We start from the raw sequence: 20,507 nt of genomic DNA on the forward strand, positions 1-20,507 counted from the left end.
TTTACACTCCAGTACTATGACTGTTGGGTCGAGCGACCAGTTCGCTGGGAAACCAGTTGGGTTGCGGGAGATACCTGCAAATCGGTCACGTCGAATCCGAAACACGCAGCGAGAGACGACCCGCTGTGAGCCGGCAGGCGGATTCACCGGAGACGGCGGCAGTTCGCCGGGTTCGTCACAGCGTGCAGTATTTACGTCCGTGGTCGTTAAGACGGTCAATGAGTCGAGAGTCGGAGTACACCGAAGGGGACCTCCGAAACACCGGGATGCAGTTGAAGCACGATCGCGAGTGGGACTACGAACTCGAGCAGATCGTCGAGGCCATCGAGGAGCGAGACGCGACGAAGGTCGGGTTGCAGTTTCCCGAGGGGCTGAAGCGGCGCGGCCCGGCCGTCGCCGACGACCTGCGAGCGCTGACGGACGACGAGGTCACCTTCATGCTCTCGGGCCAGCCGTGTTACGGCGCCTGCGACCTCGACACGTATCTGATGAAACGCACCGACGTCTTCGTCCACTTCGGCCACTCGCCGATGAAGGACACGGACAAGGTGATCTACGTGCCGCTGTTCTCGAACGTCGAGGTGCTGCCGATCATGGAGGAGGCACTCGACACCCTCGAGTCACCCGAGGAAACCGAGAGCGTCGGTCTCGTCACGACCGCCCAGCACATGAACCGCTACGAGGAGATGTGCGAGTTCCTCGAGGAACGGGGCTACGACGTGCAGAGTCGTCGCGGCGACGAGCGACTGACCCACGAGGGACAGGTGCTCGGCTGCAACTACGCGAGCGCGGACGTGCCCGCGGATCAAGTGCTCTACGTCGGCGGCGGGAAGTTCCACCCGCTCGGTCTGGCGATGGAACACCCCGACAAACACGTCGTCATCGCGGATCCGGTCAACAACGTCGTGACGCCCGCGGACACTGACAAATTCATGAAGCAGCGCTACGGCGCCGTCCACCGCGCGATGGACGCCGAGAAGTGGGGCGTCATCTTCTGTACCAAGATCGGCCAGGGCCGCTGGGAGATCGCCCAGGATATCATCGACGACAACGAGAACGCCTATCTCATCACCATGGACGAGGTGACGCCGGATCGACTGCAGAACTTCGATATGGACGCCTTCGTCAACACCGGCTGTCCGCGGATCACGACCGACGACGGGCCGCAGTTCCACAAACCGATGCTCACGCCCGGCGAGTACCGAATCGCCGTGGGCGACGAACCCCTCAACAGCCTCTCGTTCGACACCTTCCACGGTACCTGGTAAAATCTCAGTTACGTCCGCTCACCGGCGTCTTTCTACTCCGGATTCGTCGGCTCTGGGACGGTCCCGGAATACGTCGATTATTTCCGTCGGTAGAAGGCCCGACTCCGCAGCGGCGTCAACGTCCAGCGGACAACCGGTGAGGACGACGAGACGACGGTTCCAACCGCGCTCGTACGGGCGCGTAATCACGCGACAAACAACCAGAGACGAAGATTATATTGCAGATGATAGTCTCGGATACGGAAGTAAACTGTCCAGAAATACCCGAAATAGGCTACTACTATTCACGGAATTTTAGGACTGTTTTGGCGATATTCAAGATTCGATTGGTAATTGTGTCCTGATTCCAAAGTGGTTTGGAACAGTTCTTTTGCCCGATAGCCACCCACCAGTAATCGATGAGTAATCCCGACGTCAGCGAACGGTCGCCGCGATCTCGAGAGGAGGTCTTCGATACACTCGCAGACAGCACTCGGCGTGACGTTCTCCGTATCGTTCACGGCCGATCGTCGAACGGCGTCTCGAAGACCGATCTCGCCTTCGAACTCGCCGCGGTAACCACCGATACGCCGCTCGCGTCGGTAACCGACGACGAACACCAGCGAGCACTCCTCGACTGCCAGCACAAGCACCTGCCCGCCCTGGTCGACGCTGGACTCGTCGCGGAGACCGACGACGGAACGATCGTGACGACCGACCACTGGCTGTTCGACGATTCCGAATTCGACGCGATCCTCACCGGCCGAACGGACGACGAAACCGATCTCGATACCCTGTTCGACGCCCTCTCCGACTCACGGCACCGAACGATCCTCACCGTTCTCGGGAACCAGTATCACCCGCTCTCGACCGAGACCCTCGCTCGAGACGTCGCCGCACGCGAGGCGGAGACGTCCGAACGCGACGTTTCCCAGGAGCGCGTCGAGCGGGTGCTGATCTCGCTCGTCCACGTTCACCTGCCGCACCTGAACGACGCCGGTCTCGTCGGCTACGACGCCGAGATGGGCAGCGTCTCCTACGAAGGGCACCCGAGCCTGCGCACCGACTGGCTCGGCAGTAACCCGGACCGTCTGCAGTCGGCCGCCGAGTCGACTTCCACCGAATCGCTCGAGACCGACTCCAGCGACGACGTTCGGACGCTGCGGGGACGGGAGTCGATCGTCACGACCGGCCAGTCGCTCTGCGAAACGGCCGAAGACGAACTGTTCATGATGTTCACGACGACGGGGTTGCTCGAGGAGGGCTGTTTCCGTCGGATCGAGGACGCACTCGATCGCGGCGTCGACGTCTACGTCGGCTCGCGGGATCCGCGGGTTCGCGAAATCGTTCGCGAGCGCGCGCCGGAGGTCGTCCTCTGGGAGCCGCAACTGGACTGGCTCAACCTGCCGCCGAACGGCGAGTCCGTCGGTCGGCTGGTGTTTGCGGACCGCGAAGCGGTCCTGCTGGGGACGCTCGGCACGCCGCCAGCCGACGGCGAGTACGACGAAACCGCGCTCATCGGTGAGGGAGCGGACAACGGGTTCGTCGTCCTCATGCGACGGCTGCTCGGATCGCGACTCGACCACCTGGATGCTCCAAGAGAGACCAATCAGTCGGAAATTCCGCTGTAACGCGACGCTGCGGAACGATCGCGACGAACGACCGCGTACTGATCGCCGACAGATCGGATTACTCTCGGCCCCATTCGCTTCGGCCCTCCCCGTTTCTCGTCCGTTTTTCACCTGTCACGCCGCCGGTCACGGGCCATCGAGACAATAACACTTACCCAGTCGGTCCTCGCACGCACGCATATGATCCAGAGTGACTGGGGAGACTGGCTCGTTCGTGACGTCGAAGACGCTTCACCCGAGGGGGTAGCGATCTGGTATCTCGGCTGTAACGGCTTCGTTCTCAAGGGAGGCGAGGGAACGACGATCTACATCGACCCCTATCTCGGACTGGGAGATCCGCCCCGAACCGTCCGGATGATCCCCGTCCCGTTCGATCCCGACGACGTCACGGACGCCGACGCGGTTCTCGCGACGCACGAACACTCCGACCACGTCCACGGCGAGAGTCAGGCCCCGATTCTCGAGCAGACGGGCGGAACCTTCTACGCACCCGACGACAGCCTCGCCGTCGCCCGGGACGAACAGGCGTGGGCCAACGAGTGGGACCTGTCGGACGAGCAGTTCGCCGAAGTCGACGAGGGCGACACACTCGAAATCGGCGAGTTCACGGTCCACGTCGAGGAAGCGAACGATCCCGACGCGACCCACCCCGTGAGCTACGTCTTCGAACACGACGCCGGCACGTTCTTCCACGGCGGCGATACGAAACCGTCCGACGAGTTCGAACGGATCGGCGACGAGTACGACATCGACCTCGGCGTCCTCGCCTTCGGTACCGTCGGACGGATTCCCGATAAAGAGACCCGCGAGCCCGAGCGGACCCGCTGGTACAACGACGAGAACCAGATCGTCGAAGCGGCGTCGGCGCTCCGACTCAAGCGACTCCTCCCGAGTCACTGGGATATGTGGCGCGGACTCACGTCCGATCCGAAGGTCCTCCACCATCACGCGAAGAGCTTCGAGTACCCGACCCGACTCGATCTCGTCGAGATCGGCGACCGCGTCGATCTCTAGAATCGCTACGTGAACCAGATCTGATACTGTCCGTATCATTTATAGTAATGGTGTGGTAACGTTGGCCTCATGAGTAGCACCGCCGACACGGACGACGTGATCGAGGTCGATGCTGACGGGTTGTCCGTCCGGAAAACGTTCGCGGCGGACGAGTTCCCCGTGCCCGCGATCCGCTTCGAGATCGAATCCGAACGTGACGAGCAAGTAGCATTTCGACTCTCCGAATCGATCCCCGAATCGTTCCCGATGGACAAAGTCGGGTTCCACCCCGAGTACAACAGTGACGACTGGACCGCCTTCCAGGATAACCACGTCGAGTTTACCGGCACGCTCGAGGCCGACGAACAACTCGTCACCGTCTACGGCATTCGTATCGACGACGAGAGCGACGCCGAACCGTTCCTGACGGAGCCGGAAATCGTCGAGGTCAGCTCCGAGGACGACGACGGGACGGAGGCCGAAGAGGTCGCCGACGACGTCATCGGAAACATCGTCTCCGAGGATCGGAATCAGGCCGTCAAAGATATGATCGCCGGCGAATCGGAGTCCGTCCCCGGACTCGAGAACGACGAATCGACCGGCGACGCCAGTGCGGACGAGGATGAAGACGAGGCGACGGCTCGGGACGACGACCTCGAGGACGAAGCCGGCGGACTCGATCTCGACCTGGGTGACGTCGATCCCGATCCGGAACCAGTTGACGAGGCCGACGAGGACGAAGACGACGCGCCCGATATCGACCTCGGCTTCGAGGAGGACGAGATTCCGGACCCCGACGATGCCGACGCCGACGAGGATACCGACCTCGGAATCGATCTTGCCGTCGACGAAGACGACGCTTCGGAGGATACGATCGACCTTGAGGACGATGCAGACGACGACCCCGAGATCGAACTCGACCTCGAGGCCGCCGCGGCCAGCGTCGACAAAGACGAGGAGGCCATTGCCGACGAGAGTACGGACGAAGACGAAACGCCGCTGGACGAGACGGACGAGGACGACTCCACGCTCGAGGACGACGACGGCGATGCCGAGATGCCGTCGACCGACGACAGCGACCTCGCCGACGCGGACTCCGCTGCGAGCAAGCCCGAACTCGAAGACGACGAATCGACGGCCGAGGATGCAGTTGCCGACGAAGAGCCGTCGACCGAGATCGACGAAGCGGCCGTCGACGAAAACACCGAAGCCGTCGCGGACGACGTCCGGGACATCGAAGAGAGTGCGGCCGCTACCGAATCGGAGACCGAACCCGCGGCGGCGTTCGACGGCTCCGTCGCTGCCCGACTCGCGACGGAGATTCGCGACGGCGACGTCGACGACGAGGACCTCGAGGCCCTCCGCTCCGAGCTCGACCTCGAGCCGTCCGGTCCGGACGTCGCCAAAGTCGAGCACCTGCAGCGCCGCGTCGAAGAGGTCACCGCCTACACCGACGCGCTCGAGCAGTTCCTCGAGGAGAACGGCACCGGGAAACAGCTTATCGAGGAGCTCACGGCCGATATCAGTCGCCTCGAAGACGACTTCTCGGCTATGGACGACCGGCTGAACGAGACTGCAGCGACCGTCGACGACGTCGAGGCCGACGTGAGCGATCTCTCCGACTGGAACGCCGACCTCGAGACCGAGATCGACGCCGTCGAAACGGACGTCGACGGACTCGGAGACGACCTCGCCGGTGTCGCGGACGACGTGTCGAGCGTCGAAGCGGACGTCGAGGCGGTCGCTACCGACGTCACCGACCTCGAGGAAGACGTCGACGACGTCGAAGACGACGTTGCAAACGTTGTCGACGACCTCGACGATGTGGCCGAAGACGTCGACGACGTAGAGGCCGACGTCGAAGCGATCGAAGGGGAACTCGAGGACGTCCGGGCCGACGTCACCGACGTTCAGGAGTGGCGCGACCAACTCGGCTCGATGTTCACGGACTGAGCCACGCCGTTTTTTGGATCGCTCGATCCGGATTCTCACTCTCGTTTTCGAAGCGCAACGCGTTTATCCATCGCCGGTCGAGAATTCGTCGATGGGCGAGACGATTCCGATCGCAGTGCCACGCAAGGGGCGACCGCTCGAGTCGGTGCTCGACCGATTCGCGCGTCGACTCGACGTGGCGGATCTCGCGGACGATATCACGTCGACGCTTCGTTACGAGAAAGCACTCACGAAGGGGACGGTCGACCCCGAAGACGACGCCGAGGAGCACGTCTACCATCGTCTCGCCGACTACAGTACCGTCGAGGATCCAACCGAGCCCGAGTACACGCTCCTGCGAGACGATCGGGCCGGCAAACCCCGACGGATCGTCTTCGATAGCGTCACGATTCCGCTCGAGGACGTCGACGGCGTCTCGGACGGTACGGAGATTCAGCTCGTCGGTCGCGAGGAACCGTTTCGAGCCCTGCGCACCCACGAGTTCGCGCTCGGATTCGATAGCGCCGATCTCGTCCTCGAGGAGGTCGTCGAACTCCGTCCTGAACCGCTCGACCGGATCGCCGACATCAACGCCCGAATCGATCCGACCGATACCGACGTTCGGGTGGTGACCGGTCTCGGCGACACCGTTTATCATACCTTGATGGCCACTCCTGCGGTGTCACCATCGACGGGGTCGATCGATCGAGACTTCCTCGAGTCCTACGAGGGGCCGCTCTGTATCGAACCGCGGTACGAACGGCTCGTACAGGCCGTCCTCGGGACGCGGACGCTCGACGGCGTCCACTTCGAGTATCCCGAAGAGAGCCGCGAAGAGGAGGCCGCGATCGCCGACGCCGGGCTGGGTGTCTACCTGACCGTGACGGGATCGACGGCTCGAGAACACGGGCTGTTGCTCGGTGAGCAACTGTTCCCCAGCGAGACCGTACTCCTGGAAAGTAAGCCGGAAGTGAACCAGACGGTCGAGCGGGTTCGGGCGTTGTTAAACGGGAGCGACCTCGAGACGGCGCTCGCGGTCGAACAGTAGGACACTTCTCGAAGCGGGTTTTTTCTCGTCGGACCACCGGTCGGCGCGACCGAACCGACGTCATCGACTCGCGGTCACGTACCGCTCGAAAGGGGGACGACGTACGCCTCGATAAAGTCGACGAGCGTGTCGACCAGTTCCGCCCGGTCGACGAAGTACCGGAAGCGAAGATCGTACGCGTCGTCCATCTCGTCGATGGACGCGCTGCTGAATCGTGGTTCGTACACGTTTCGTTCGCTGTCCGCCGTGGCCTCGGCGAAGATGCAGAACGTTCGCGGATCGCGAAGCCGTCCGACGTCGTTCCGGAGACGGAAGTATTCGGGGATCGCTCCGGCCTCGGCTCCCGCACCCGTCGTCAGTCCGGCCTTCGTGAAAACGAACGCGTTCCCCTCGCTGGCCTTCGCGAACGCGATCGACTGATCGATGACGGCCATCCCCGTCTCGTCACGTTCCGTCCGTTCCGCTTCCTGTTTAGTCGGGATATCGACGTCGCTCGCGATGAACACCGTCGTCGAAGTCTCGGCAGACACCTGCTCACAGATCGTCCGAAGGGTCGCTTCGATTTCGTCGGGGGCGGCGGCGCTCCGATCGGGTGCGAGCGGATCGGACGGCAGCGGATATTCGGCATCCGGATAGAGGTACGACGGATCGAGCAATCTGTACGGTCCCATCAGAAACACGAACGTATCGTCCGGTTCTGCGTACGGGATCGACTGGGCGATGATGGTTCTAATCGGCGTTCCCTCGTACGTCGTGAGTCCGGCCATCGTTCTTCAGATCCAGACCACTATCAGGTAACCGTTCGTGTCGTCTCGGCATCTTAATAACGATTAAGCCTAAGTGTACTGGACGACTAGAGACAGCTATGAGCGAACGAGAGATCTCGACGAACGAACAAACGGCCGCCCGAGAGCGTCTCGAGTCGGAACTACTGGAGGGGACACTCGACCTCGAGCGGGAGGCGAACCGGCTATCGGTGATGGGTGAACCGACCCGGTTTACGATTCTGTATCTGCTCTCCGAGGAGGGACAGGTGCGGAGTGGCGAACTAGCGGAGCTACTCGACCGGCGGCAGAACGATCTCTACCACCACCTCAACGCGCTCGAAGACGCGGGACTGGTCGGCAAGTTCCGCGACGGCGGGAGTCGCGTCTACGAACTGTCGCCGCTCGCGGAGGGGTTCGTTCCGCGGATCTTCGATGCGGTCAACGCTCGCGCCGAGGCCGTCTGATATCGGCACAAACGGACCAGTTCGATAGCGATCCGCCAGTCTAGATTCGATCCGATTACGAGAACGTCTCCCTACGCCGGTACGCGGCACCTCCATTATTCCTCGGGAAGCGGCCTGAGAACGGCTGTATCGTTCGATTTCGAGCATCCGAACGCTGAACAGTTCACCTCCAATTGGATATAGTGAAATACAGTTTAATAGACTGCTTTCGGACACAGTATATTACTATAAACATAGTAAATAATACGATCAGTGCGGTCGATCTCCTGAAGATAGTTGCGAGAACGTCTGAGTATCGGTGACGCTCACAGGCTACTCCGCGGTCGATAGCGCTCTCCGCGATTTATCGACTGACGGCGTAGATGTGCTCGAGGTACGTCTCCCGAACGCGATCGCCCCAGTTGTGGGTGTAGGTATCGATCACGTCGCCGGCGACGTCACCCCGGAGATACTGGACGATCCCGCGGTCTCCCGTCCGATCTCGGAGGTGCGTCGTGAAGAAGTGTCGGAAGTAGTGGGGAGTAACGTTCTCCTGTGTCCCGCCCCCGGTGCGATACCAGCCACGCTCTCGAGCGTGCGTTTCGACGATATACCGAACGTCCGACGGCGTCACGCGCTCACCCCACGACTCGCCGGTATCGAGGAAGAGCGGGTCGGCGTCAGAAACGGGGTCCGGGCGGATCGCCAGCCACTCGAGGAGCGCCCGTCGGAGTTCGTCGTCGACGGGAACGACCGTGTCTCGCTTGCGCTTGTTCGATGCCGTCCGTTTCTCGCCGTTGACGGTCGCACCGCGAGCGGGCTCCGCAGCGACGAACACCGACGACGGCCGGCGCTCGAGTCCGACACGGGGCGTCCACTCGCAGTCGATTTCCGAGGTCTCGAGGTTCAGATCCCGTAGATCGAGGTTGCAGCACTCGCCGACGCGCATCCCCGTCTTCAACAGTGTGACGACGAGGGCCCGCTCGAGCGGATGGTCGATCGTGGCGACGAACGAACGCATCTCCGGGACCGAGATATCCCGTCTCGTCGGGTTCGTATCGATCGATTCGGACAGCTCCTCCATGACCAGGGCCATCGGATTCTCGTCGAAGAGCCCGACGCGGTTCATGTAGTCGTAAAATCGGTTGAGATACGACGCGTAGGTCGCAATCGTACTCGGTTCGAACCCGCCCCGAAGGGAGTGAATCCAGGCCATACACTCCCGTCGCTGTGCCGCCCCGACCCGGTCGACGTCGAAGCGCTCGCTCACGAACGACTCGAACCGTCGGAGGACGCGCTCGTAGGCCTCGAGCGTCCGTTCGCTCTTGCCGTGATACCGCTGGTCGTCGAGGAAGTACGCGATCGGGTCCGTAACGTCCGCTGGGACGTCGGTACCGCGCTCAGTCGCCATCGCCACCACCGTCGACGGCGGTGTATCCGCCGTGGCGACCGCTGTATCGAATGCGGTTGTTCGTCTGGAGTTCCTCGAGCGTCTCGTCGAGTCGCGATTCGATGTCGTCGCTGACCGCCTCGAGGAGGTCGTCCCAGGAATACGTGTCAGACCTAAGAAGTTTCAGGACCCGTGTTTCGAGGCCGTTACCCCCAGGGTCTGGGGCCGGAGAAGGGGGTTCCTCACGATCGGAATCGAACCCCTTTCGACCGGCCTGGACCATCGTCCGAACGAACTCGGCCTGACTCATCCCCAGATCGTCGGCGTGAGACTGCCATTCAGATTTCTGGTAGGACGGGACGTAGGTTTTGACGGTGGTTCGTTCGGTGTCCGCCGAATCGCTCATACGACATCCATCAAACGCGGTGAGTATTAATCTACCCATTATTCGAGCTAAGTGTTTTTATCTCTTCACGTAGGACGGTTTTTGCGCCAAATTTGGCCCTACGACTCTATATTGATTTTCGGATAGTCCTACAAATGCAGATTTAGATCTCGGAGTTTTGGGGCCACAATTTGATATACAAGGTCAGACCGGCACAATTGAGGTTCAGCATCCAGCAATCAGACTCGTGAAAATACGCTAGTTTGAAGCGCCAATAGAGATACCAGATGTCTTTCAATTGGGTGTTCCACAGCGGGTAAATATCGAAGAGGTAGCTGTGAAATATTGTAGTTAGTTTCGCCATCCGAGATGGTGTTTTTTCTCTCTTTCGTGTCGAGAGAGGTCGGGTACAGTGGCGTCTTTCTCGACGTGGTTTCCCTTCAATCGATCGCGGTCCGACACTGCTCACTGAAGGGGGTGGAGCTCGCTCGAGGATGTGATACAATCACTACAGCTACGCTCGAATAGACGGTCGGCCGATCCCCGATCGGTTCCATCGTGAGGTGTTCGTAGTTCGACTGCGATAACCAGTGGTCGATCCACGTCGGTACCCGGGCAACCCCGGTCGTGGGTACTGGATCGAACCGAGGAACGGTGCTCGTTGCTTACTCGTGCGTCGAACAGCGCATGATCCGGAGTGGCCTACTGCTGGCTCGAAGCGTGGGTTTACCTCTCGAAGAACCAGAAGTCGATTCCCAACACCAGACGGTGGTGGGCTGGCGTGCATACTACCACGATCGGTCCGATACCCACTCACGCCACAGCCGGGAGTGACGTAGCCCCAGTCCTGGCTGACACGCCGTCTCGGGACGGCGTAGGCGGTCGGAGGGCGTTTTTGGTCCCTAAACCTCGCTATTCGAGAAAATCGTCTCAGCGTCCATATAGCGGCGTTACGAGAGAACGGTGCAACACGTCGCCCGTACGAACACGACGGACCATAATCAGACTTGGTATCGTTCGAGAGCCATACTACGCTCGCGAAATATCGCTCCGCTAGCGTCAAGACGGCTCTGGCGTTGAACCACGACTCCCAACCCGGAGCAGTTTCACAGACGAAGAGCTGCGCCTCCGAGGCTGCATCGGATAGGTGTACTCTCCGCGAGAATGCAGGGTCACTAGCACGGTCGCAGTTGGAATCCTCGATCTCCAGACGCGAGCGCATCGCGGTTTCGAACACGGGATAGGCCGTAGTTCCGCCAGACACACCCGCTCGAGGACTCGATGGTGTTCAAGGGAGCTATAGTAACAATTGAAACGATTTACACACCGATCGCAATGATGTCCTGCGATCGGGTGTGCAGTGACTTTCAGTGGCTACTATAGGTTCGGTACACCGTGAGAGCACCATTCGAGTCAGCGGGCCCCGCTCGCGGACCGCAGAGAAGGTAGCTTTGGGGATACGAGACCGGCGCGCCGTCGTTCGAACGTCTTGCAGTGACAACTCTTCGACCCCACTCACGAGTCGACAGCGCCGCCTCGGCCGACGTCAGAGCGCGGTGTCCGCTCCGGGAGTGGACAGCGAGACGAGTTGCGACCGTGCGCCGGTGTCGCTCGTCTCGAGATCGGCCTCACAAGCATCCCTCGAGCCGTCCGAAACGCCATACCGTCCGCACTGGGACTGGTGAGGGCGGCACAGATCGACACGAAGACGAGTTCTCCTGCTGTTTCTCGATACCTCTCAGGTATACTCAGCGAACATCTCGACGAGATGCCGCTCGACGGCCGTTCGCTCACCGAGATTCGCTTTCGAATCGGTGAGGGGCTCGTCGGGTGGCCGACGATCCGTCCGTTACTGCCGGCTGACAGTGATCCGTCGTCGTGGTGTCGGCATCAGTTCGAGGCCCAGTCGTCTCCTATTCAGTCGATAGCAGCGACTAACGTTTTATGTTACCACTCCACTCACCCCACACCGTGTGGCGGGAGCACGACGGATAAATTGTATGGCGCTATATCGAAATGGTGCGGTGAGAGTGACGATCGGCACTCGTTTCACCCACCGTTATCAGAACCCGTGGGGATGACCACACATGGCCTCGTCACCGCTCGTCGGCGTCGAGATCACCGAGGAGATCGCCACTCTCAGATTGAATCGGCCGGACAACCTCAACGCCGTCACGCTCGAGTTACTCGCCGACCTCCGGGACGCGCTCGTCGACCTGCCCGAAGGCGAGATCAGGGGACTCGTTATCACGGGTGCCGGCGACGTAACGTGCGCCGGAATGGACAGGGAGATCGTCGCCGATCCCGCGTACGACGAGAAGTACGCGGACGAGATCAACGAATTGACTGCCGAAATCTACGACGTCCTCACCTCGAGACCCTATCCGACCGCGGTCGCGGCCCGCGGTGCCCTCATCGGAATCGGGTTCATCCTCTCGCTTCGGTGTGACTTCCTCGTCCTCGGCGAGGAGACGAAACTCGCCCTGCCGGAGGTCCAGTTCGGTATCGCCGCGACGGACACGGTTCCGTATCTCGAGGCGATCGCGGGAACCAGAGCCACCAAAGAGATCGTTCTCACGGGCGACCCACTCGCACCCGAACGCGCACGGCACCTCGGCATCGCCAACCGGGTCGTTTCGAACGAAGCCGCCGAGAAGGCGGCACGGGAACTCGTCGGCGGAATCGCCGAACACGATTCCGACGCGGTCCGGGAACTCAAGTCGGCGACGACCGTCCCCGAGTAGCGATTTCGTCTTGCCCCCGGAACCGGGTAATTTCTCAGACGACGCTTCGAGACTGCAGGAACGACACCGGACAGTAACAGCGTCGCCGTGATCGATTGGCCGAACCGGGGTGCTCGCGGATCGACAGACGCGATACTCGAGTTCGACGACCGGCTCGAGGTGCCCGTGTCACTCGAGGAGTTGAATCGGTGTTCGGCGGCCATCTCTCTCGTACGGACTCGACGCGCAGAACGTGCGGTCACGATCACGCTCCAGTCGGAGTTCGACTGATCGGTACGCGTTCTCGTTCGATCAGTGAGTCGCTGCTCGGACGTCGTCGACGCGATACAGGTCCTGTTTCAGTCCGTCTCCCTCACACTCGTCGTTCGGACACTCGTAGTGCCAACCGTCCTGGGTGGCATCGCCTTCCCGGAATCGGTCGCCACATACCTGACAGAAAAGCTGTCCCTTTTTGCACGTATCGCGGTGAAGTTCGAGGGCGAGCTCCGTCTGGAAGGACTGGTTGCAGTTGCGACAGGTGTGCATATTTCGTCTGACGCGAGCATCCAACAAAACTGCTTGGGTTTGTTTCTTACGTTCGAAACGGACGTGATTCAGCTCCACTGTGCCGATTTACCGACGACAGTCTGTGAAGAAAGAACAGTCAGGAACCCTGTTTACTCAGTTCGGGGTACTCCGTTTCCTGTCACGTCGACGTACAGCAATGTCGTGCGGATGGAGCACACAGCACTATATCATATTTTTGGTGGTTCGGGTTTAGATGAGTGTGACGTAGCTGAAAAATAGTCCCGGTCAGCGACCGACTTCAGTCGTCCTGACCGAGAATTCCGCGCTCGGTCATCTTCCGGGGGTCGAGCACTTCGTCGGCTTCCTCCTCGCTGAGGTAGCCCTTCTCGAGGACGACCTCGCGAACCGTCTTGTCCTCCTTGAGTGCCGTTTTCGCGACTTCGCTGGCCTTGTCGTAGCCGATGTGGACGTTGAGCGAGGTAGCCATCGCCATCGATTGCTCGACGCGCTCCTCGCAGTACTCCTCGTTGGCCTCGAGCGGGTCGACGAAGCGCTCGGCGAAGACCTGACTCGAGTTCGAGATCAGTTCGGTGGACTCGAGGAAGTTGTGGGCCAGTACGGGCTTGTAGAGGTTGAGATCGATCTGGCCCTCCGCGGCGCCGGCGGAGACGGCGGCGTCGTTGCCGACGACCTGCTTGTGGACCTGGTTGACGGCCTCGGCGACGACGGGGTTGATCTTGCCGGGCATGATCGACGAGCCGGGCTGGTTCTCGGGCTGTTCGATCTCGCCGAGTCCGTTGCGCGGGCCGGAGGCTAACAGTCGAAGATCGTTGGCGATCTTGTTCAGCGAGCCGGCGATGACGCGCAGTGCGCCGTGGGCCTCGCTCATGGCGTCGTGGGCGGCCTGGGCCTCGAAGTGGTTGTCGGCCTCGCGGAACTGGACGCCGGTCTCCTTGGTGATGTACTCGGCGGCGCGGCCGGGGAACTCCTCGTGGGTATTCAGCCCAGTGCCGACCGCGGTGCCGCCGAGGGCGAGTTCCGCGAGGTGCTCGCGGACGTTGTCTACGCGACCGAGTCCCTTCTCGACCTGCGTGCGGTAGCCGCCGAACTCCTGGCCGAGCATGACCGGCGTCGCGTCCTGAAGGTGTGTACGCCCCGTCTTGACGACGTCGTCGAACTCTTCCTCCTTGCGCTCGAGCGCTTCACGGAGGGTGTCGAGGGCGGGAATGACGTCCTTCTCGACGGCCTCGAGACTTGCAACGTGCATCGCGGTCGGGACGACGTCGTTCGACGACTGGCCGTAGTTGACGTGGTCGTTGGGGTGGACGACGCGGTCGCCGATCTCGCTGCCCATGATCTCGGCGGCGCGGTTGGCGATGACCTCGTTGGCGTTCATGTTCGAGGAGGTTCCGGAACCGGTCTGGAAGACGTCGACCGGGAACTGGTCGTCGTGCTCCCCGGCGATGACTTCGTCGGCGGCCTCGATGATGGCCTCGGCGACGTCGTCCTCGATCAGACCGAGGTCGCGGTTGGCCTGTGCAGCGCCCTTCTTGACGACGCCGAGCGCCCGAACGAATCGTCGACTGAAGGAGATGCCCGAAATGGGGAAGTTCTGAATCGCTCGCTGGGTCTGTGCGCCCCAGTAGGCGTCCTTGGGTACCTGCATCTCGCCGAGACTGTCCTCCTCGATACGGTAGTCCGTGTCTTCGTCTCCCATACGGAGAGCGTCGCCACGGGTGGGGTAAAATCCACCGAAAGATCGACGGCGACCCCGGGTACCTCAGGCGATATCGGCCGTCAGCCCGACGTCGTCGCCGCGAGCGCGTTCTCGAAGCGTCCGCTGCAGGCGCTCACGACTGGTTTCGCGAACGCCGCGCGCCTCCTCGAGGTCGACGTCGTCGATCGTCGGGACCGACCGGGAGAACGTTCTCGAACTCGCGGTATCGACGACCAGCGACGCCAGGCCGAGGCGGCGCTGGAAGATCGACCGACGCGTCGAAACCGTCTGGATCCGGTAGTAGGGGATCACGGTCGTCTGGCGACGCCAGAAGCCGCGTCGGACGACGAGGTGGTCCTCGCCGACGTAGTAGCCCATGTTCGCCCACTTCAGGTGGGCCGCGACCGGCACCGCCGCGAAGGCGACCGCGGCGAGGTACCAGCGCTCGAGGGCCGTCCCCCGAGCGACCACGTATGCGGCTGCGACCGCGAGCGCGGCCAGTATCGCGTAGCGCCCGAGATATCGCCGGCGGGCCATCGACGGGTGCGCGGAGAACTGCGGCCGGTCGGCACCGGTGATCCGCTCGACGAACCGATAGACGCGAGCTTCGTCGGCGAACGGAACGGTCGACTGACTGCCGCCGTCGCTTTCGGGACCGTAGCCGGCCGTCTCGACCGACAGCCCGGCGTAGCCGAACAGTCGCTGGAGCGGATTGTCCGTGATCGTCACCGACTGGACCTTCTCGACGGGGATCGAACCGCTGTAGCGTTCGATCAACCCGCGCTCGTAGACGAAATCGTTCCCGGCCCGTTCCAGCCGGAACCCGTAGTACCGCGTGACCGTCACGAGTCCGCTGAGAGCGTAGGTGGCGATCAGCCACAGGACGACGCTGGATGCGGCCAGCACGGCGACCGAGAGTTCGGCGACGGACTGCGGGAGCAGGCTCGTATCTCCGCCGGTCAGGAAGAGCACGAGGAACACCGGCAAGAATCCGGTACTCGGCCGGATCGCGGTCCCAGCGTAGAGCAGGAGTTCACGGACCTCGAGTTCGAACAGGAGCGTCCCGTCCCGACCGTCTCGAGGTCGGCCGCTGTCCGCGACGTCGTCGGCCGGCGCGTCCGCCTCGGACGGCGGCACCGATCGGTCGTCCGTATCGGCCGATTCCTCGGTTGCGGCCGTCAGCCGACGAATCTCCGACTGGAGCCGCCGGGCTTCGTCGTCGGTCACGAAGTTCAGGGTCGCCTCGGTGTCGCCGCCGCCGGCGGTCTCGATCGAGACGACGGCGACGCCGAACAGTCGGTGGAGCAGGTCCTGGCGAACGTCGACGTTCTGGATCCGTCGATAGGGAATCTCACGAACCTGCCTCGAGACGACGCCCGAGGCGACGTCGACCGTCTCCGTCGTGAGTTCGTAGGTGAACCGATAGTAGTACGCGATGCCGTAGCCGAGACCGACGAGGAATCCGAGCGGTGCCAGAACGAACAGCCAACTAGTCTCGACGAACTCGACGTACTCCGCGGAGAGGACGACGAGAGTGAGCGGGATCATGAGCCCGGAGATGGCTCCGCTGACCGCCTTCGACACCGCGCTGAGTGGATGCAGGCGATTCATGGTTGGTTAAACGGCGTCGTCGGCTTCGCTCTCGACGGCGAGTTCGCGAAGCGTGTCCTGCAGGTCGCGGGCACGGTCGGGCGTCAATCCAGGAATCCGGACGTCAGCATTGCGCGATCCTGCCGTGTAGACGACGACGCTCGAGAGCCCGAGTACTCGTTCGACGGGTCCGAACTGCGTGTCGACGTGCTGGACGCGAACGAACGGAACCGCGGTCTCGACGAACGTGACGACCCCGCGTTCCAGGTAGAGCGCGTCGTCCTGCAGTTCGAACGTCCAGACCTGGTAGAGCCGGACGGCGTAGGCAGTTCCGAGGACGAGACCGACGGTGACGACGCCGGCGATGGCGACCGTGGGAACGCCGGTGAGCCACCGGTCGACGAGCGCGAGGACGACGCCGAGAACGATCGCCGCGATCGCTCCCTGTGCGATCCAGAGGAGTCTGATGCGGGGGTGGAGGGGTTCCATACGTGATTATGAGCTTATATTTAAATAAACTCTTGGGAACCGATCTGTCGGACGGGAACAGCGAGCCCAGCGTCAGGTGAAATCCACCGACAGCCCCAGATCGTCGTCACGGGCGCGTTCGCGCAACGCGGACTGGAGGCGTTTTCGGCTGGTCGTCTGGACGTCGCGCGAGTCCTCGAGGTCGACGTCGTAGATAGTCGGCGTCGCCCAGAAGAACGTCCGCGAACTCGCGGTATCGACGACCAGCGACGCCAGGCCGAGGCGGCGCTGGAAGATCGACCGACGCGTCGAAACCGTCTGGATCCGGTAGTAGGGGATCACGGTCGTCTGGCGACGCCAGAAGCCGCGTCGAACGACGAGGTGGTCCTCGCCGACGTAGTAGCCGAGGTGGACGTACTTCAGGTGCGCCGCGGGAGGTACCGCCGCGAAGACGACTGCAGCGAGATACCAGCGCTCGAGGCCGGTTACCTGCGCGATACCGAAGACGGCCGCGACGATGACGGTAGCGATGATCGAGTAGCGAGCCAGGTACCGGCGACGGGCCAGCGTGGGCGGACTGCGGAACGTCGGCGTCTCGACGGCGGTCAGATTTTCCGTGAATCGGTGGACGCGACCCTGTTTGGCCAGCGGAACGGCCGACTGGCTCCCACCGTTACTGTCGGGGCCGTAGCCGGCCGTCTCGACCCAGAGGCCCGCGTAGCCGATGAGTCGCTGCAGCGGGTTGGCCGTCACCGTCACCGACTGCACCTTCTCGACGGGGATCGACCCGCTGTAGCGCTGGAGGAGCCCCCGTTCGTAGACGAAGTCCTCGTCGGCGCGGCCGAGCTGGAAGTCGTAGTAGGTGGCGAACGTGTAGGCGACGCTCAGCACGTACGTGACGACGACCCCGTTGATCATCGAGACGAGCGTCAGGATGCCGTAGTCGGTAGGCGTCCCCTCACCGATCGATTCGGGGCCGCCGAACGGCTGTGCGACGGCCACGAGCAACTGGATGAACGTGTCCGTCGCGATGAAAAAGAGCCCCAGAACGGCCGCGGCGGCCGCGGGCCGGAACGAGGTAAACGAGTAGAGCAGGAGTTCCCGCGCCTCGAGATCGAACAGTCGCTGTCGCCGCGGTCGTCCGTACCCTGAAGTGCGGTCTCGTCGGCGTTCGGACGGCACCGATCCCTCGCCTTCCGGCGCCGTCGTCGGGACGGCTGGATCCGGGTCGGTACTGTCCGAGTCGGACGGTATCGCTGTCTCGCCGGCGCCAGTCAGTGTCTCGCCGGTTTCGACGGCCGAGTCGTCACCCTCGGCCGTCGACGAATCGCGCTTGCGTCGACGGTCTTTCGCGTCGGCGGTTCGGCGTCGAATCTGCTCCTGAAGCCGTTTCGCCTCCGATTCGCTGACGAAGTTCAACGTCGCTTCGGTGTCGCCGCCGCCGGCGGTCTCGATCGAGAGGGTGGCGAGCCCGAACAGTCGCTGGAACACGCCCTGCCGAACGTCGACGTTCTGAATTCGGCCGTACGGAATTTCACGGGATCGGCGCGCCAGGACGCCCGAGGCGACGTCGAACGTGTCCGGAGTGATACCGTACTCGAACCGGTAGTAGTAGGCGACTCCGTAGGCGACGCCGGCGACGAATCCGAGCGGTGCGGCCACGGGGAACCAGGCCGGACTGATCGGATCGACGATCCCGCCGAGGACGAGGACGAGCACCATCGGGACCCACAGCCAGATGAACCCGTACTGGAGGCCGTACGCGACCGCGCTGAGTGGATGAAGGCGATTCATGGTCGATCAGACCGCGTCGTCGGCTTCGCTCTCGACGGCGAGTTCGCGAAGCGTGTCCTGCAGATCGCGGGCACGATCGGGCGTCAGTCCTGGAATGCGGACGTCCGCGTTACGGGAGCCCGCGGTGTAGACGACGACGCTCGAGAGCCCGAGCGCTCGTTCGACGGGTCCGAACTGCGTGTCGACGTGCTGGACGCGAACGAACGGAACCGCGGTCTCGACGAACGTGACGACCCCGCGTTCCAGGTAGAGCGCGTCGTCCTGTAGTTCGAACGTCCAGACCTGGTAGAGCCGGACGGCGTAGACGATCCCGAGTACCAGTCCGAGCGCGGCGACGCCGGCGATGGCGACCGTGGGAACGCCGGTGAGCCACCGGTCGACGAGCGCGAGGACGACGCCGAGAACGATCGCCGCAATCGCTCCCTGCGCGATCCAGAGCAGCCTGATACGGGGGTGAAGCGATTCCATACGCATATCCTATCAGGTACGGAGGATAAAGCTGCGGTTCCGACCGGGGTCAGCGCGGCGCCGGCCCGACACCCGAACGGTCACGCTCACCTCTCGTACTCGTCGTACTCCTCGGGCGTGTACGTCGACAGTTCGAGGGCGTGGATGTCGGTCGTCATGTGGTCTCCGAGGGCGTCGTAGACCTGCTGGTGTTGCTGTACCAGCGGAACGCCGTCGAACGCCGGCGAGACCACCGTCGCCGCGAGATGATCGTCGTCGTGTTTGTCGCGTGCGTGCGTGACCGTCGCCTCCGCCTCCTCGAGGTTCGATTCGATGAGATCCTCGATATCGTCCAGTTCCATGGTCGTGGGTCGGTCGCTCGAGGCAAAAACATCGCGGTCCGGATCGAACCGTCGCAATCCCGTCGTACCCGACACAGTCCGATCGACTCACCGTGGGCTGCCGGCCCAGTCTGAGTCCGGTCTGGAACGGCACCTCGAGTCCAGCCGTCGTCGTCGAATTTATACGGACCTGGCTCGCTCCTTGTGGTATGTCACTGGCAGCCGAGACGCGGCGCGCCGCCGACTCCCACCCGTTTCTCCGCACGGCGCTGCGAGCGGGCATCGTGAACTACACCGCCGCCGCCCGGTTTCTCGAGGTCGACGGTGAGATCGACGCGGTCGCGACGGCGCTGCGCCGGTACGCCGAGGAGTTGTCGGCGTACGATCGTGACGCTCGCGGCGTGCGGGTCAGGATGGAGAGCGGCATCGGTCCGGTGGACGCCGGATCGGACGACGCGCTGGTTTCCGTCGCTGGGACGGCGTTCGGGTCCAGCGACGGCGATCGGACGGCGATCGTCGCGACGGGGGACGTCGACGCGGCCGCCCTCGCCGCGGTACTCAAGCGACTGCTCGTCGAGGGGATCGCCGCCACCGCGGCCGCCGTAGGCGGCGAGTCGCTGGTCGTCGTCGTCGACCGCCTCGAGGGGGCGAACGCGCTGCGAGCGGTCGAGGGTGCGCTCGAGGCCGTTCCCGTCGAGTAGCGGCGCTTCGGATAACGGCCGTCAGCGGCGCAACCGCGCACGCTTTCGAGTACTATCGTACGAGAGGTGTCCGGCGTTCTCGAGTCGCGGGAGATCGCTGTGGTGGAGTCGAATTCGAGCCGTTTCGGCGTCGCTGACGGAGGACTCGTCCAGCGACAGCAGTTCGTCGGCGAGTCGGCCGACCGTCGCCGTCCCCGAGAGGGACTCGAGACAGTCGAGAACCCGCAAACAGCGAGCCGGTGGCTCGGGTTCGGTGAGCGAGGTGAACTGCAGGACAGCATCGGTTGCGGGCGTCGTGGTCGTGGCGGTCGCGTCGTCTCGGATCATCTCGTTCGGGACGATAACACCGATAGAAAAAGGGG

The 20,507-nt window shown here is 62.8% G+C and carries 19 protein-coding genes; 8 read left to right on the forward strand and 11 right to left on the reverse strand.

Annotation, left to right across the window (positions count from 1 at the left end; all coding sequences use genetic code 11):
• The first annotated feature begins 218 nt into the window (after window positions 1-218).
• The 5 genes from dph2 (at window position 219) to ACSFC7_RS14905 (ending at window position 6,851) form a co-directional block, all read left to right on the forward strand.
• Window positions 219-1,268 (forward strand): diphthamide biosynthesis enzyme Dph2, encoded by a 1,050-nt coding sequence (gene dph2 / locus ACSFC7_RS14885; protein WP_436343609.1) that lies wholly within the window; start codon window positions 219-221, stop codon window positions 1,266-1,268.
• Between the two features lie 398 nt (window positions 1,269-1,666).
• Complete coding sequence (locus ACSFC7_RS14890) at window positions 1,667-2,878, forward strand: DUF7344 domain-containing protein (RefSeq protein ID WP_436343610.1); 1,212 nt, start codon at window positions 1,667-1,669, stop codon at window positions 2,876-2,878.
• A 180-nt stretch (window positions 2,879-3,058) separates the two neighbouring features.
• Complete coding sequence (locus ACSFC7_RS14895; protein WP_436343611.1) at window positions 3,059-3,892, forward strand: MBL fold metallo-hydrolase; 834 nt, start codon at window positions 3,059-3,061, stop codon at window positions 3,890-3,892.
• A gap of 69 nt (window positions 3,893-3,961) precedes the next feature.
• Window positions 3,962-5,824, forward strand: a complete 1,863-nt coding sequence (locus ACSFC7_RS14900; protein ID WP_436343612.1) for an AAA family ATPase — start codon at window positions 3,962-3,964, stop codon at window positions 5,822-5,824.
• Between the two features lie 91 nt (window positions 5,825-5,915).
• Window positions 5,916-6,851, forward strand: coding sequence for a hypothetical protein (locus ACSFC7_RS14905; RefSeq protein ID WP_436343613.1), 936 nt, complete (start codon window positions 5,916-5,918; stop codon window positions 6,849-6,851).
• 74 nt (window positions 6,852-6,925) lie between these two features.
• Here ACSFC7_RS14905 and ACSFC7_RS14910 read toward each other — a convergent pair whose 3' ends face one another.
• A complete protein-coding gene (locus tag ACSFC7_RS14910; protein ID WP_436343614.1) occupies window positions 6,926-7,618 on the reverse strand; it encodes a DUF7509 family protein in 693 nt (230 codons plus the stop codon).
• Between the two features lie 98 nt (window positions 7,619-7,716).
• On the opposite strand from ACSFC7_RS14910, the gene ACSFC7_RS14915 reads away from it, so the two are divergent.
• Window positions 7,717-8,082, forward strand: a complete 366-nt coding sequence (locus tag ACSFC7_RS14915) for an ArsR/SmtB family transcription factor (protein WP_436343615.1) — start codon at window positions 7,717-7,719, stop codon at window positions 8,080-8,082.
• 343 nt (window positions 8,083-8,425) lie between these two features.
• Here the strand turns inward: ACSFC7_RS14915 and ACSFC7_RS14920 are convergent, their stop codons facing one another.
• Both ACSFC7_RS14920 and ACSFC7_RS14925 read right to left on the reverse strand, forming a co-directional pair.
• On the reverse strand, window positions 8,426-9,472 hold the full coding sequence (locus tag ACSFC7_RS14920) for a tyrosine-type recombinase/integrase (RefSeq protein WP_436343616.1): 1,047 nt from the start codon (window positions 9,470-9,472) through the stop codon (window positions 8,426-8,428).
• Complete coding sequence (locus tag ACSFC7_RS14925) at window positions 9,462-9,857, reverse strand: DUF5805 domain-containing protein (RefSeq protein ID WP_436343617.1); 396 nt, start codon at window positions 9,855-9,857, stop codon at window positions 9,462-9,464. Before ACSFC7_RS14925 ends, ACSFC7_RS14920 begins: the two co-directional genes overlap by 11 nt.
• Before the next feature lie 2,066 nt (window positions 9,858-11,923).
• On the opposite strand from ACSFC7_RS14925, the gene ACSFC7_RS14930 reads away from it, so the two are divergent.
• Window positions 11,924-12,580, forward strand: coding sequence for an enoyl-CoA hydratase/isomerase family protein (locus tag ACSFC7_RS14930; protein WP_436343618.1), 657 nt, complete (start codon window positions 11,924-11,926; stop codon window positions 12,578-12,580).
• Window positions 12,581-12,871: 291 nt separating this feature from the next.
• On the opposite strand, the gene ACSFC7_RS14935 is transcribed toward ACSFC7_RS14930, so the two are convergent.
• The 7 genes from ACSFC7_RS14935 to ACSFC7_RS14965 form a co-directional block, all read right to left on the reverse strand.
• Window positions 12,872-13,105 (reverse strand): transcriptional regulator, encoded by a 234-nt coding sequence (locus ACSFC7_RS14935; protein ID WP_436343619.1) that lies wholly within the window; start codon window positions 13,103-13,105, stop codon window positions 12,872-12,874.
• Window positions 13,106-13,385: 280 nt separating this feature from the next.
• Entirely contained in the window at window positions 13,386-14,804 is a 1,419-nt protein-coding gene (locus tag ACSFC7_RS14940; protein ID WP_436343620.1) for a class II fumarate hydratase, read from the reverse strand.
• 63 nt (window positions 14,805-14,867) lie between these two features.
• Window positions 14,868-16,415: a PH domain-containing protein gene (locus tag ACSFC7_RS14945; RefSeq protein WP_436343621.1), complete on the reverse strand. Its 1,548-nt coding sequence runs from the start codon at window positions 16,413-16,415 to the stop codon at window positions 14,868-14,870.
• Window positions 16,416-16,421: 6 nt separating this feature from the next.
• Window positions 16,422-16,883 (reverse strand): PH domain-containing protein, encoded by a 462-nt coding sequence (locus ACSFC7_RS14950; protein ID WP_436343622.1) that lies wholly within the window; start codon window positions 16,881-16,883, stop codon window positions 16,422-16,424.
• A 72-nt stretch (window positions 16,884-16,955) separates the two neighbouring features.
• Window positions 16,956-18,656, reverse strand: a complete 1,701-nt coding sequence (locus ACSFC7_RS14955; protein ID WP_436343623.1) for a PH domain-containing protein — start codon at window positions 18,654-18,656, stop codon at window positions 16,956-16,958.
• A 6-nt stretch (window positions 18,657-18,662) separates the two neighbouring features.
• Window positions 18,663-19,124, reverse strand: coding sequence for a PH domain-containing protein (locus ACSFC7_RS14960; RefSeq protein WP_436343624.1), 462 nt, complete (start codon window positions 19,122-19,124; stop codon window positions 18,663-18,665).
• An 86-nt stretch (window positions 19,125-19,210) separates the two neighbouring features.
• Window positions 19,211-19,465 (reverse strand): BolA family protein, encoded by a 255-nt coding sequence (locus ACSFC7_RS14965; RefSeq protein WP_436343625.1) that lies wholly within the window; start codon window positions 19,463-19,465, stop codon window positions 19,211-19,213.
• 188 nt (window positions 19,466-19,653) lie between these two features.
• Between ACSFC7_RS14965 and ACSFC7_RS14970 the strand changes: the two genes are divergently transcribed.
• Entirely contained in the window at window positions 19,654-20,145 is a 492-nt protein-coding gene (locus ACSFC7_RS14970) for a DUF7523 family protein (RefSeq protein WP_436343626.1), read from the forward strand.
• Window positions 20,146-20,166: 21 nt separating this feature from the next.
• On the opposite strand, the gene ACSFC7_RS14975 is transcribed toward ACSFC7_RS14970, so the two are convergent.
• A complete protein-coding gene (locus ACSFC7_RS14975; RefSeq protein WP_436343627.1) occupies window positions 20,167-20,472 on the reverse strand; it encodes a DUF7344 domain-containing protein in 306 nt (101 codons plus the stop codon).
• Between the last annotated feature and the right edge of the window lie 35 nt (window positions 20,473-20,507).

This window comes from Natronorubrum halobium (assembly GCF_051351675.1).
GTDB lineage: Archaea > Halobacteriota > Halobacteria > Halobacteriales > Natrialbaceae > Natronorubrum.